We start from the raw sequence: 13776 nt of genomic DNA on the forward strand, positions 1-13776 counted from the left end.
ATTAGAAAGTAACAGCTGTCCAACCGACTGGTTCAGCGAAAATGCCGCCGGCGGTAATCCGCCTCGGACCGGATCACACGTCAAAGAACACGGTTTCCCTGTCGCCCTGCAGGTGAATGTCGAACCTGTAGGTCACGACGTCACCCGGCTCACGCTGCGCGACCAGCGTCGCGCGGCGCTCGGCGGGTACCAGCGCGAGAATCGGATCGGCAGCGTTCGCAGCCTCGTCCCCGAAATAGATCCGCGTGATCGCCTGCTGCGTCATGCCGCGAGCGAAAACGGCCAGAAGGATGTGCGGGGCCTGCGGCTTGCCGCCTGGCCCCGGCACCGGACCGGGCTTGATGGTGCGGAATTCAAAGCCGCCCTTGGCATCGGCGCCGCAGCGTCCGAAACCCTTGAACGCAGCATTCGGCATCGCGCGCGTATCCTGCGGATCGGCAAAACGCCCCTGCGCGTCGGCCTGCCAAATTTCCAGCATGGAATCGGGAATGACCCTGCCATCACCGTCGAACACCTGCCCGACGATCCGGATGCGTTCACCGGAGACATCCGCTGTCACCAGATCGTTGCCGAAGGCGTCATTCCACGCATAGTCGTTGCCGGGCGTCAGGCCGTACTTGAAATAGGGACCGACGGTTTGCGAAGGCGTGATGTTGCTCATCAGTCGTTATCCAGCGGCGTGGCATTGCGCCCGCGCAATACAATGTCGAAGCGATAGCACAGCGCCCAGTCAGGCTTGGTGTTTTCGAGATCGAAGCTCGACACCATCCGCATCCGCGCCTTCTCGTCCGTCACCGAATTGAAGATCGGATCGTAGGCGAACAGCGGATCGCCGGGGAAATACATCTGCGTCACGATACGCGAGACGAAGGAATACCCGAACACCGAGAAGTGGATGTGGGCCGGCCGCCAAGCATTGGGATGATTGCCCCACGGATACGCACCCGGCTTGATGGTGATGAAGCGGTAGTATCCTTCCGCATCGGTCTGCGCGCGGCCTGCGCCGGTAAAATTCGGATCGAGCGGTGCCGGATGCTGATCGACGACGTGGATGTAGCGCCCGCAGGCATTGGCCTGCCACACCTCGAGCAGCGTGTTCGGCACGCCGCGGCCGCCCTCATCGCGAACGTGGCCATGGACGATGATGCGCTCGCCGAGCGGCTCGCCCTTGTGCTGGATCGTCAGATCGCTGTCGTTGTCACGTACGGTCTCGTGGCCGTAAACCGGCCCGGTTAGTTCCGACAGCGTATGCGGAATAATCACCAGCGGCTTGGTGGGAGAGCGAAGCACCGTGCTCTTGTAGGCCGGCGACAGCCGTGGCGCGTGTGCGGCGTTGCTTTCTCGCGGATAGATCAACGTCATGGGCGTCTTCTTCTTGTTGACCCTGTTACAGTATCAATTCGATCAGTGAATGCCTACACCAAGCAAACGGTTGACCAGCGACCGGTCCGATTTCAGCTCCGCCGACCCGCCTTCCCAGACCGAGCGACCACGCTCGACCACCATGACGCGGTCGGCGAAATTCAGCGCGCGTTCGATCTGCTGTTCGACAAGCACAATTGTCATGTCGCCGCTGGTGGCGAGCCGTGAAATGGTTTCCATCAGTTGGTCGCAGATCACCGGCGCGAGCCCTTCGAGAGGCTCATCCAGCAGCAGGATCGACGGCTTTCCCAGCAACGTTCGCGCCATCGACAGCATCTGCTGTTCGCCTCCGGACAACTGAAGGCCGAGGTGACGTCTTCGCTCTGCCAGCCGCGGGAACATCTCGTAGATTTCGGACAATCCCTGCCGCTCACGTGTCTTGAAGCCTGTCGACAGGTTTTCTTCCACGGTCAGCGAGCCGAAAATGTCGCGCGTCTGCGGCACATATCCCATGCCGCACAGCGCCCGCGCAGAGGTTCGCAATGCGCTGATATCCTTGCCGTCCGCAAGAATACGGCCGTGATGCCGCGTCGAAAGCCCCATCAGCGTCGCGAGCAACGTTGTCTTGCCGACGCCGTTGCGTCCGAGGACCGCAAGGCGGCCGCCGGCTGGCACTTCGAACGACATCTCCGAGACGATCTGCGTCGGGCCATAACCCGCGCTCAGGCGTTCGACCTCAAGCCGTGCGGCTGGCATCGGCATAGCTCCCCAGATAGGCGCGGCGGACTTCGTCGTCTTTGGTCACATCCTCCGGACTGCCCTCGAAGATCAGGCGACCATTGGCAAGCACGAGCACGCGCTTCGCAAACCTGAACACAAGGTCCATGTCATGTTCGATCATCAGAACCGCGATGTCGGGCGGCAGGCGATTGATTGCTTCAAGTATCTTCGGCGCTTCGTCGTGTGGAACGCCCGCCGCCGGCTCATCCAGCAGAAGGACCTTCGGCGTCAGCGCAAGGCCGATGGCGAGATCGAGCAGCCGTTGCTGGCCGTAAGCAAGTTTCGCGACGGGAAGCTGCGACAGGTGGGCGATGCCGAGGATGCCCAGGATGTGCATCCACTCGTCGCGGACGGCGGGCGCAAACGTCGCGACTGAGAAGAATTGCCGCGTCATGCCCTTGCGTTGCATGACAGCCAGCGCGACGTTTTCCGCGACCGTCAAACTGGTGAAAAGGCGGGTGATCTGGAACGTCCGCGCCAGCCCCTGCCGGACGCGCCCCGGAATGGAAACATTGGTAACGTCATTGCCTTCAAAGAACACGCTGCCATCAGACGCAGCAAGATCGCCGGAAATGACGTTCACCAGAGTGGTCTTGCCCGCACCATTCGGCCCGATCAGCGCGACGCGGTCGCCCTTGCCAAGACTGAAGGATACGTCGCGGTTGACGTGAAGGCCGCCGAAGGACTTCGACACATTCCGCAATTCGAGCAGCGACGTCATGATCCCGACCTCCGCTGCGAGAGGGATGACCAGAGCGAAGCGATGCTGTACCCAAGGCCGCGCGGGGCGAAAATCACGATGACGATCAAAAGCAATCCGACCAGCGTCATCCAGTGGAACGGGTTCGCCGCCGAGACGATATGCTCGAAGATCTGGAAGATCACCGCGCCGGCCAGCGCGCCCCATAGGTTCCCGGCTCCGCCCAGCACCAGCATGACCAGAACTTCGGCGGATCGCTCGAAGCTGACGCTGTCGAGCCCGACAACACCGGTGTTGATCGCCATCAGCGCGCCGCCGATACCCGCAACGATCCCCGACACGCCATACATCGCGACAAGTCTCGGATAGGCCGAGGCGCCGATCATCAGCGCGCGCAAGCTGTCGTCCTTGATGCCACGGCACAACAGACCGAACGGAGACTGAACGAACCTGAGCAGCAGAACCATGACGACCGCGAGCGTCGCCAGCGAGAAGACGTATGACGTCCGGCTATACATATCAAACGAGAACACGCCGAAGATCGGCGCGGGCGTGATGCCGGACAGGCCGTCGCTGCCGCCGGTCAGCGACGACAGTTTGTTCGCGAGCGAACTGACAAGCTGACCGATGGCAATTGACAGCACGAGCTGCGGCAGACCATGGAAGCGCGTGATCAGCGCTCCGGAAATCAATCCGGTCACGGAGCCGGTAAAGGCACCGATCGCGAGCAGGATCAGCGGATTAGTAATTCCCGCGATGCAGGCATTGCCTACCGCATACGCGCTGACCCCGAACAACGCTGCCTGCCCCAGCGTGGCGACACCGCAATAGCCCGTGACGAGATCAAGCGAAAGCACGAGAAACGTGATGCTGATCAGTCGCGTCAGGAACGCGAGATCGTCGGGAAACACGAAATAGCCGACAGCGCCCACGAAGGCGATTGTCAGCAGGCCAAAGGCTTCCTGCTGGAACGGAAATCCCCGCCGCGCCACATCGTATTTAATGATGTCTTCGGCCATCTTAGTGCGCCCGTCCCAGAAGACCACGCGGGAACAGGAACACTGTCAGAATAACCGCGAGATAGAAGAAGAATTCGCCGAACTCCGGCGCGAGATATTTTCCGGTGGTGTCCGCAAGCCCGAGAAAAAGCGATGCCGACAGCGCGCCGAGGATCGATCCCGCGCCTCCCACCGACACCACGACCAGAAACGTCACCATGTAGCGAAGCGCATAGAATGGCTCGATCGGCAGCATTTCCGCGCCCAGCACGCCGCCGAATGCCGCCAGACCGACTGCCAGAGCAAATGTCGCCGAATAGATCCACTGCGTCCGGATGCCGAGTGATTCCGCCATGTCGCCATTGTCGACGGCCGCGCGCATCCGCACGCCAAACTCCGTCTTGTCGATCAACAGCCACAACCCCAACGCGGTCACGAGGCCGCACGCAATCACCAGCAGCCGATGCGTCGAGATCATACGGAAACCGAGGTCGAACGGGCCGCTCAGCGCTGCCGGCAGCGGAATCGGTTTCGACGTCGGCCCAAGGATGAAGTTCGCTAAACCGATAATGACGAAGGTAATACCGATGGTAAGCAGGAGCTGGGTCAGGGCATCGGAGCGGCGATAGATGCGCCGGTAGAGCAGAGCTTCGAAGGGGATCGAAATGATGATCGTCCCCACCACCGCCAGTACGATCGCAATCGGATAACTGATGCCCATTGTCTTCAGCGCGTAGGACGCGATGTAGCCTCCGATCATAGCGAACGCGCCATGGGCAAGGTTCACAACGCGCATCAGCCCCATCATGATCGACAAGCCGATGGAAATCGTGAACAGCACCATCCCGTAGGCAACGGCGTCCAGCAGGATGCTCAGCGCGGTTAACATCAGTACGCCTCCGCCGGCATCTTGGCCGCGGCTGACAGCGTATCATGACGCACGGTGCCGCGAAGCACCGTCATCAGCACATTGGTCGCGGCAAGATCGGTGGATGCATCAAATGGATCGCGGTCGATGGCAATGAAATCCGCCGCCATGCCCGGCACGAGCGTACCGCGCCAATCCTCCTGCTTCATCGCGAAAGCCCCGCCATGCATGTAACTGCCGACAGCCTGACGCCGGGTCAGCGCTTCATTCGCACCGATGGGAGCGCCCAATGACGCGCCGCGATCCACGGCATTCGCCATCCCGACCCACGGCGAGACATGCCCGGTCGGCGCGTCGGAACTGCCGACGTAAGTGACACCGGCATCGATCACAGAGCGCGCGGGATACTTGCTGTGTGCATCCGGTCCGAACGCCGCGAGAATCGAGCGGCGCATTCGCGCCAGAAAACTCGGCTGCGTGACGATCAGGGCTCCGAGCGCCTTCATGCGCGCGAGACCACCATCCGGCGGGCAGAAATAATGCTCGATGCGATGGCGCCGGTCTTGTCCGGGCAGCGCCCTCTCGGACTTCTCGAATGCCGAGATCACGCATGCGCACGCGCGGTCGCCCACGCAATGCGTCGCCGTTTGCCAGCCGCCGAGATGCGCGTCAACGATCACGCGTTCGAGATCGGCCTCATCGTGCATAAAGAAGCCTTGTGAATTGGTATCGGCAAACGGCTTGCTCACCGCTGCGGTGCGCGCGCCGACGATGCCGTCGGCGAAAAACTTCAACGTCATCGCCTGCCAGTCAGGATCGCGGCGAGGTGTGAACCCGCGCGCGGCAGCATCCTTCGGATCGAGCTGATACATGAACCCGAGGCGGATCGGCGAAAACGACGTATCCTGGCGGAGCAAATTCCATACCATGAACTCATCGTCGAATCCGCTGGTGAAGCCCACCGCGGCTTCCACCGCGGCGGTCAGGCCCATGCGGATGCTGTCTTCGATTGTTTCGCGCAGGGCGGCCGCCATCATGGCCGGATCGATGGCCGGAATCGCCCGGAATACAGCTTCAGCGGCGCTTTCCTTGGCGCTGCCGTTCAGCCGCCCGGACGTGTCACGACCGAATGATCCGCTCGGCGGGTCTGATACACCCTCATTGATCTGAAGCAATTTCAGCGCGGCGCTGTTGAGAATCGCGGTATGCCCGCAGAAGCGGCGGATGATGACGGGATGATTAGGAGCGACCGCGTCGATTTCATCCCGCGTGGGATAGCGAGATTCGGCGAGGTTGTTCTCATCGAAACCGACCGCCCTGATCCACTGTGCGGACGGGTTCCCACTTGCCGCCACCGCCACATGATCTAGGACATCCGCAACAGCGCGGACGCCCGGCCCATTCAATTGAATCTGCTGCCGCTCGTTCGCGATCGCGAACAGATGAACGTGCGCGTCCGTCAGACCCACGATAACCGTTGCACCCTGCATGTCGATGGTGCGGTCGGCCTCGGGCGCATCTTTCCTGTCGCCAACCCAGTGGATTGCGCCCTTCCGGGTGACCAGCGTATTGGCCGGCCGCATGTCATCGGCGGATCGGTAGATCCGCGCATTGATCAAGCGCAGGGAATCCGGGCTGTGCGGCATGACTGATCGACTTGTCCGTTAGTTAAAAGATTGGCGCGAGCGAACTCGCGCCAATCCATGCGTGGCAGTTCTGTGATTTACTTGACCAGCGCCCAATCGGGCTGAGCTTCGAATGTCTGAAGCTCCTTGTTGATCAGCTTGCCGTCCTGCTTGGCGACTTCGCGCAGATAAACGTTCTGCGTGATGTGCCGTGTCGTCGGATCGATCGACACCGGACCGCGCGGGCTGACCCACTTCATGTCCTTGACCGCAGCGACGGCTTTCTCCGGATCGCGTTTGCCGGCGGTGGCCTCGATCATCTTGTAGATCACGCGCGCTCCGTCATAAGCCGCCACCGAAGTCATGGTCACATTGTCGGAAGTCGTGCCTGCTTTGGCGAGCCTCTCAAGGAAAACCTTGTTCTCCGGAGACGCATGCGACACCGCGTAATGGTACGTCGACAGAATACCCAGACCGTTATCGCCGATGTTCGGAAGATCGGGTTCGGTCACGACGTCGCCGGTCGAGATGAGCTTGACGCCGCCCGACTTAAGACCATTGTCGATATACGCCTTCACAAAACCCAGCGTCGGCGGGCCGGCCGGCAGGAACGTGAAGATCGTATCGGCGCCCGAGCTCTTGACGCGCTGCATGATCGGGCTGAAGTCAGTGGTGTTAAGCGGCATGCGGATCGCTTCGACAATCGTCCCGCCATCCGATTCAAACGTCTTCTTGAACGCCGCCTCGGCATCGATGCCAGGGCCGTAATCGCTGACTGCGATGGCAACCTTCTTCGCGCCCTTCGCCTTCGCGACTTTCGCGGCTGGCACGGTGTTCTGCCACATCGTAAAGGAGGTGCGGACAATGAAGGGGCTCTTTTCGACGATAGCGGACGTCGCGGCGTTGAAAACAACCAATGGCGTCTTCGATTCTTCAAGCAGCGGCGCTACCGCCAATGCGTTGGGCGTAAAATAGACACCTGCGAGATACTGCACCTTGTCCTTGACCAGCAGTTCCTGCGCGATTGCCTTGGACTTCGCGGGGTTCGGCGATTCCTCGTCGCGGTAGATGAACTCGACATCGTGACCTGCGACCTTGGAGCCGTGCTCCGCCACCCAGGCCTCGATGCCTGCCTTGAAGTTCTGGCCGAACAGCGCATACGGCCCGGACATGGTGCCGATGACGCCGACCTTGATCGTGTCGGCATGAGCCGCTCCCGACATCAGTCCGGCAACCGCCAGAGCGCACGCGTATTTCACTGCCTTGTTCATGTGGTCCCCTGCTCCTGTTTTGTTTTATTGACGTCAAGCTCGTTCGGCGCGCTGCATCAAAACATCTCGAAGTATTCGCGCTGCTCCCATTCGGTAACTTCGGCCTGGAAGCGATCGATCTCGGCGTTCTTGATGTGCACGTAATAGTCTACCAGTTCCGCGCCCATTGCGTTCCTGAAAAATGGATCGTCGTTCAGCGCGAAAACCGCTTCGCGCAGCGACTTCGGCAGCAGGCTGGCCTTGGTCTCGTAAGGTGTATCCGCGGAGGGTCCGGGGTCAATCGCGCGGTCTACGCCGTCCAGCCCCGACAGGATTTGCGAGGACATGTACAGATACGGATTGGCCGCAGGCTCGCCGACCCGGTTCTCAAACCGTGTAGCCGGGTCCTTCGGACCGCCCAAAGCGCGGATCATGACGCCACGGTTGTCCCGGCCCCAGATCGCACGGTCCGGCGCAAGCGAATAGGACCGGTAGCGCTTGTAGCCATTGATCGTCGGCGTCGTAAACACGGTCGCCGCGCGGGCATGCTCCAGCAATCCACCGAGATAGCCCTTGCCGAAGTCCGACAGGAATTCACTGTCGGTATCGGACATAAAGGCGTTGCGTCCATCGGCACGGGATACCAGCGACTGGTGCAAGTGCCATCCCGACGACACGACGTTCGGGATGCGCGGGCGGCACATGAAGGTCGCGTGATAGCCGTGGCGGTGGCAAATCTGCTTCACGGCGCTGCGGAACAGCACCATCGTATCGGCCGGATCGAGCCCGACGGTCGGCGCGAAGGTGAACTCGCACTGGCTGGGGCCGAATTCGACCTCGATCGACCGCAGCAGCAGGCCGAGCGCGACGACATCGCGCCGGATCAGTTCAAGCACCGGCTCCATCTGGTCGTAGCGCTGCTCGGTCAGATACTGATAGCCGTGGGACAGGAGGCTGACTTCCGGCGGTTCGCCGGGCTGGCCTGCATCCGCTGGCCGCATCTTCGGATCGTTGACCTTGAAGACGTGAAACTCGACCTCAAGCCCCGCCACGAAATCGTAGCCGCGCGCGCTCAGCTTGTTCAGCACCGACTTGTACAAACCGCGCGTCGCGAACGGCACGGGACGACCGTCAGCGAAATGAACGTCGCACAGAATCCAGCCCGTGGTAGGAGCCCAGGGCAACACGCGGAAGGTCGACGGGTCGGGAACCATCAGCACGTCAGCCGCGCCCTGCATTTCCTTCATCCCGAAACCGCCGCCGGCGGTGAACACCGGAAACACCGTGCGATGCGAGGTGTCTTTCGCAAGCATCGTGGTCGTGATCGAGCAGCCGCTTTCAAGGATACGCAGCGCTTCGCTCGCAACCAGCGTCTTGCCGCGCAGAATCCCGTGCTGGTCGGGAAACGACAAACGAATCGTATCCAGCCCCTTTTCTTCGACAATGCGCCGAAGCCGGACTGCCGCTTCGTTCTGCTCCTCCGACCAAAGACGATGTCGTGCGACAAAGCTCAATGACGTTGCTTTCCCTGACATTGGCTCAGCAAACCCTTACTCGGCCGCGGTAAGATGCGGCACCTTTGCTGCGATCTCGGTTGGAATCGGCGCAGCCCAAGGCGCACCACGCCGCCGCTTCACGTCGACTTCCATCCAGTAGATTTCCCAGCCGCGCGTCGGCCCGATGCCGTCCATCGTCGCAGGCCCCTGGATGCTTCGCGCATGCGCTTCGTCGAGGAACAATAGCGGCTTGCCACCGGCAACGGCCTTCTCGATTTCCTGACGCAGCAGCCGGCGATATTGCACGATCCCCTTATCTGATTGCCCAAGATGCTCGCGCGTGCGGTTCTGGATCGCCCCCATCGACTCAACGGCCCACTGATCGTGCACGTTGATGTCCAGTCCCATGCCGGTATAGGTCTCGGTGGCCTGCTCGTGCGGATCGAAGCCGTAATCGTTGGTCTTGTTGCGGCGAGACACGTAGTCCGGCAGTTCGTACAATTCGAGGCGCTGCTCGCGCATCTTCTTCCTGTCGACCGGCTTGGTGTAGCTGGTGAAGATCGCGTACCAGTAGCAGTGGGTGTCGTCGACCGGCACATGCCACTGCGTAATCGTCATTTCCTGGCTCATCGGAATGACGAAGCCGTGCGGAAACAACTGATTGGTGACGCGCACATGGGTGAGTTCGTCATCGATCTGGCGCAGCGCCACCAGCCGCAGGCCATACTCTGTCTTCTCGACGTTGATAATCGGACGATCGTACTCGCGTAGAATTTTCGTCATCGGCATGTCGCTGCCGGCAGACGCGCCGCGGAACTGCTTGCCGTAGGACTTCTCAAGGTCCTCGTCTTCAAAGAAGCGGTGCAGGAACGAGGCGTGCGCCGGATCGATGCCGACTTCGAGCGCCTGCAACCAGTTGCATTCGATCAGCCCCTTGAACGCAAACGTATAGGCATCGGGTGCGACGAAACAGTCGAGTTCCGGAAATGCAGGCGGCTCACCTTCACCGAGATAGACCCACAGGATGCCGCCCTTCTCCACGACAGGATAGGCGCGCTGCTTGATGTTCTTGCACAGCGATGAGCCGACCGGCTCGGCTGGAGTTTCGAGGCAGTTGCCCTGAACATCGAACAGCCAGCCGTGGAAGGCGCAGCGCAGACCGCCGTTTTCAAGCCGGCCAAAGGCGAGGTCTGCACCGCGATGCGGACAATCGCGATCCATCAATCCGTAACGGCCCTGCTCATCGCGAAACAGAACGAAGTTCTCGCCCAGCAATTTGACCGCCCGGATCGGTCGCGGACCTTCGAGCTCGTCGACCAGTGCCGCCGGCTGCCAGTACATCCGCATCAGTTTTCCAGCCGGGTCGGCAGGGCCTGTGCGGGTGATCAGATCGTTCTGCTCTTGGCTCATCATGGCTGCTTTTTCCTTCCAGTCCCGAGAGGATTATTTGCCGAAAACATCGACGGCCCGCACGCAGGCCGGTTGAAGTCCCGGTTCGCCGAGATGCTTCGACGATTGAAAACCTTTCCGCCGCAACAGGCGAGACCCGGGAGAAGCAAAATCGCCCGCGGCAAATGCCTGCACGACTGCTGCGATTGGCCCGCACTTCATCACTTCGGTGTCCCGCATCTTGCTTCTTCGCCCAAAATCAATGTTCGATGAACGAACACATGTGCGATATTTGTTAGACTGACTCCAAACTAGAAAACGTGCAAGCGCAATTTGGAGCTGTGAGCGCCTATTTATGCTGCAAATGCGAAATCCAGCCTGAATGATTGGCTTCACCAAGAACCAGCATCTCGGGAATTTTGAATTGATATGTTCGATGAACGCCCATATGTTCGTTAAATGAACTTCGCTAGCAAGGCCCAGCAACGGATGCGTTGATAATGGCTCAGATCAAATTCATTCAGCCGGACGGCTCCGAGGCCGTCGTAAACATCGACAGCGGAACGAGCGTCATGCTCGCCGCCATCCGCAATGGCGTTTCAGGCATTGATGCGGAATGCGGCGGCTGTCTCGATTGTGCGACGTGCCACGTCTACGTAGAAGAAAGCGCTTCAGGCCTGCTGGCTCCGCCGCAGCCGGAGGAACTCGAACTGCTCGGGTCGGTTGCCGCCACTCGCAAACCCAACAGCCGCTTGAGCTGCCAATTGAAGATTCCACCCTCGGTCACATCCCTCACCGTCCACGTTCCGGAGGCACAGTCATGAGCGGGCTCGTCGTCGTCGGCGCGTCGTATGCCGGGATTCAGGCGGCCCTGTCCGCGCGCGACTCCGGATACGCGGAGCGCATCACAGTCGTCGCCGACGATCATCTGCTGCCTTATCAGCGGCCTCCCCTGTCCAAGGACTTCCTGCTCGACAAGGTCACGCAGGATAATCTGGTTCTTCGCGACGAGGGATTCTTCAAGCTGAAGCAGATCGATCTTATTCTCGAGACGCGCGTGCACGCGATCGACCGGCATGCGCGGCAGCTTTCGATCAACGGCAACACCAAACTCGATTTCGACAAGCTGCTCATCGGTACCGGCTCTCATGCGCGCCGCCTGACCCTTCCGGGCTCGGACCTCGACGGCGTCTGTTATCTTCGATCGATCCGGGACGCGGTCGATCTGAAGGAGCGGCTGCGGAATGCCGCGGAGATTGTTGTCATCGGCGGCGGTTTTATTGGCCTTGAGGTTGCGGCGTCCGCCAGCAAGCTCGGCAAGAAGGTGACCGTTATCGAGAGCGCCTCGCGGCTGCTCGAACGCTCGGTCTCGCCGCTCGTCTCGCAATTCCTGCTCGATCTGCATACAAGGCACGGCGTTGACGTCCGGCTCAATGAATCGATCGCGGCAATCGGCGGAGAAAACGACCGCGCAGCGTTCGTGGCGACATCGGGCGGCACGCGCCTGCGGGCAGATCTCGTGCTCGTCGGAATCGGCGGCGTGCCAAACGATCAGCTTGCGCGCGATGCGCAACTGAACTGCACCAACGGGATCGTGGTGGACGACCACGGCATGACCAACGATCCTGACATCTATGCCGCCGGCGACTGCGCCAATCACTACAATGCCTATGCCGGAGACTGGCTGCGTCTGGAATCGGTCCAAAATGCCCAGGATCAGGCCAAGGCCGCCGGACTGGCGATCGCCGGGAAAACCGGACCTTACGGCAGCGTCCCGCGCTTCTGGTCCGATCAGTACGATGCGAAACTGCAAACTGTCGGGATCTCGCGCAACTTCGACCGGCAGGCGGTGCGCGGATCGCTGGAAGGCGGACAATTCTCGGTTTTCTACTACAAACAGAATAAGCTGTGCGCGGTGGACAGCGTCAGCCGCGCGGGCGATCAAATGGCTGCCCGGCGGCTGATTGGCAGCGGCATTTCACCGTCGCCGGAGCAGGCCGCCGATCTCTCCTTCGATTTCAAATCGCTTTTGACAACGATCAACGCGGCTGGTGCATAATCCGGCGAAATATGGTCTCGTTGATCGGATCGACACATGAACCGAAAGAACTTGACCAGCATGCCCCGCGTAAAGCGCACCGCAGAGGAAGAAGAAGCCAGGCGCGACGGGGGCGAGTTCATCGAAAGCCTCGACCGCGGCCTTCGTGTGCTGCAGTCGTTCGGCATCGAACACCGGCCAATGACACTGAGCGATATCGCCAAGGCGTCTAATCTGCCGCGTGCGACTACACGCCGAATCCTCCTGACCCTCCAGAAGTCGGGCTTTGTGGCGGGGGACGAACGGCTGTTTTCGCTGACCCCGCGTGTGCTGGCGCTGGCCTCGGCCTATCTCTCTTCCAATCAGATCGTTGCCGTCATGCAGCCACTGATGGACGGGATTTCGACAAAGGCCCACGAGGTTTGTTCGCTTGCGATCCTGGATGGGCAGGAAGCCGTCTTTGTCGCCAGAGCCAGCCCTGCGCGGGTATTTTCCGCCGGGATCGATATCGGCTACAGGCTCCCGGCCTATTGCACCTCTGTGGGCCGCGTTCTGCTCGGCCGCCTCTCCAATGACGAGCTGACAACCGCCATCGAATCGATGACGCTGGCCGCCCAGACGCCGGAAACAGTCACCGACAAGTCCATCGTGATCGCCACCATCATCAGCGACCGGAACAAGGGTTACTCATTGGTCGACCGCGAAGCGGAGCCCGGTTTCCGTTCGATCTCGGTCCCGATTCATCGTTACGACGGCGCCGTCGTGGCGGCGGCGAATATCGGCGCGCATGTGGACCGCATCACCACCGGAGAGATGATTGATCGCTTCCTGCCGCTGCTGAAGGATATGGCGACCGCGGCGAAGCCGCTGCTGGTTTAACCCTGCCGCACGGAACGAGGCGGAACGTCGAGCAACCGCTTCTTGTAAGCCTCCGGATCCATGTCTCGGATGTCGACACTGATGCTGTAGATGTCGGGCAGAAGCTCCGAGAGCTCCTGCCGCAACGCAACGCTGAGACGCTCCTTCTGCTCCCGCGTTCGCCCCGCCAGAAGGTAAAGCGAGAGGTGAAAGAACGATCGCTGCTCGCCTGCGACGAGATAATCAATGAACGGCTGCGCCCGGATCTTGAGATCCTCAGCCTTGACGACACCGGTAGACGCAGCAGCGCGGTGAAGCGCCAGCATGACGTCCTGCATCGGAGGCATGTCGGTTGACGCGGAATAGTGACAGACGAGATGAGGCATGACGTTCCCTGCAATTTGGCGGGGCC

14 protein-coding genes are annotated in these 13776 nt (G+C 60.8%); 3 read left to right on the forward strand and 11 right to left on the reverse strand.

Annotated features, from left to right (window positions below):
* Nucleotides 1-73 precede the first annotated feature (73 nt).
* The 10 genes from pcaG to BN32_RS11355 form a co-directional block, all read right to left on the reverse strand.
* The gene (gene pcaG, locus BN32_RS11310) at nt 74-661 is read right to left on the reverse strand and encodes a protocatechuate 3,4-dioxygenase subunit alpha (RefSeq protein ID WP_019198304.1); all 588 of its coding nucleotides are present in this window, start codon (nt 659-661) and stop codon (nt 74-76) included.
* Nucleotides 661-1362, reverse strand: coding sequence for a protocatechuate 3,4-dioxygenase subunit beta (gene pcaH / locus BN32_RS11315; protein ID WP_019198305.1), 702 nt, complete (start codon nt 1360-1362; stop codon nt 661-663). Before pcaH ends, pcaG begins: the two co-directional genes overlap by 1 nt.
* Before the next feature lie 42 nt (nt 1363-1404).
* Nucleotides 1405-2118, reverse strand: a complete 714-nt coding sequence (locus BN32_RS11320) for an ABC transporter ATP-binding protein (RefSeq protein ID WP_040426307.1) — start codon at nt 2116-2118, stop codon at nt 1405-1407.
* A complete protein-coding gene (locus BN32_RS11325) occupies nt 2099-2863 on the reverse strand; it encodes an ABC transporter ATP-binding protein (RefSeq protein ID WP_019198307.1) in 765 nt (254 codons plus the stop codon). Before BN32_RS11325 ends, BN32_RS11320 begins: the two co-directional genes overlap by 20 nt.
* Nucleotides 2860-3861, reverse strand: coding sequence for a branched-chain amino acid ABC transporter permease (locus BN32_RS11330; RefSeq protein ID WP_019198308.1), 1002 nt, complete (start codon nt 3859-3861; stop codon nt 2860-2862). The genes BN32_RS11325 and BN32_RS11330 overlap by 4 nt, the downstream gene beginning before the upstream one ends.
* 1 nt (nt 3862) lies before the next feature.
* Entirely contained in the window at nt 3863-4729 is an 867-nt protein-coding gene (locus tag BN32_RS11335) for a branched-chain amino acid ABC transporter permease (RefSeq protein WP_019198309.1), read from the reverse strand.
* Complete coding sequence (locus BN32_RS11340; protein ID WP_019198310.1) at nt 4729-6354, reverse strand: amidohydrolase; 1626 nt, start codon at nt 6352-6354, stop codon at nt 4729-4731. Before BN32_RS11340 ends, BN32_RS11335 begins: the two co-directional genes overlap by 1 nt.
* Nucleotides 6355-6431: 77 nt before the next feature.
* Nucleotides 6432-7604, reverse strand: coding sequence for an ABC transporter substrate-binding protein (locus BN32_RS11345; protein ID WP_019198311.1), 1173 nt, complete (start codon nt 7602-7604; stop codon nt 6432-6434).
* Between the two features lie 56 nt (nt 7605-7660).
* Nucleotides 7661-9097 carry a glutamine synthetase family protein gene (locus BN32_RS11350; RefSeq protein ID WP_019198312.1) on the reverse strand — a complete coding sequence of 479 codons (1437 nt, stop codon included), beginning with the start codon at nt 9095-9097 and terminating at the stop codon, nt 7661-7663.
* 36 nt (nt 9098-9133) lie between these two features.
* The gene (locus BN32_RS11355) at nt 9134-10492 is read right to left on the reverse strand and encodes an aromatic ring-hydroxylating dioxygenase subunit alpha (protein WP_019198313.1); all 1359 of its coding nucleotides are present in this window, start codon (nt 10490-10492) and stop codon (nt 9134-9136) included.
* Between the two features lie 476 nt (nt 10493-10968).
* On the opposite strand from BN32_RS11355, the gene BN32_RS11365 reads away from it, so the two are divergent.
* The 3 genes from BN32_RS11365 to BN32_RS11375 are packed head-to-tail and all read left to right on the forward strand — an operon-like array spanning nt 10969 to nt 13385.
* On the forward strand, nt 10969-11292 hold the full coding sequence (locus BN32_RS11365; protein WP_019198316.1) for a 2Fe-2S iron-sulfur cluster-binding protein: 324 nt from the start codon (nt 10969-10971) through the stop codon (nt 11290-11292).
* A complete protein-coding gene (locus BN32_RS11370) occupies nt 11289-12527 on the forward strand; it encodes an NAD(P)/FAD-dependent oxidoreductase (protein ID WP_019198317.1) in 1239 nt (412 codons plus the stop codon). The genes BN32_RS11365 and BN32_RS11370 overlap by 4 nt, the downstream gene beginning before the upstream one ends.
* Nucleotides 12528-12587: 60 nt before the next feature.
* Nucleotides 12588-13385: an IclR family transcriptional regulator domain-containing protein gene (locus tag BN32_RS11375; RefSeq protein ID WP_040426308.1), complete on the forward strand. Its 798-nt coding sequence runs from the start codon at nt 12588-12590 to the stop codon at nt 13383-13385.
* Here the strand turns inward: BN32_RS11375 and BN32_RS11380 are convergent.
* Complete coding sequence (locus BN32_RS11380; protein ID WP_019198319.1) at nt 13382-13750, reverse strand: 5-carboxymethyl-2-hydroxymuconate Delta-isomerase; 369 nt, start codon at nt 13748-13750, stop codon at nt 13382-13384. The genes BN32_RS11375 and BN32_RS11380 overlap by 4 nt on opposite strands.
* Between the last annotated feature and the right edge of the window lie 26 nt (nt 13751-13776).

This window comes from Afipia birgiae 34632, assembly GCF_000308295.2.
GTDB classification, from domain to species: Bacteria; Pseudomonadota; Alphaproteobacteria; order Rhizobiales; family Xanthobacteraceae; genus Afipia; species Afipia birgiae.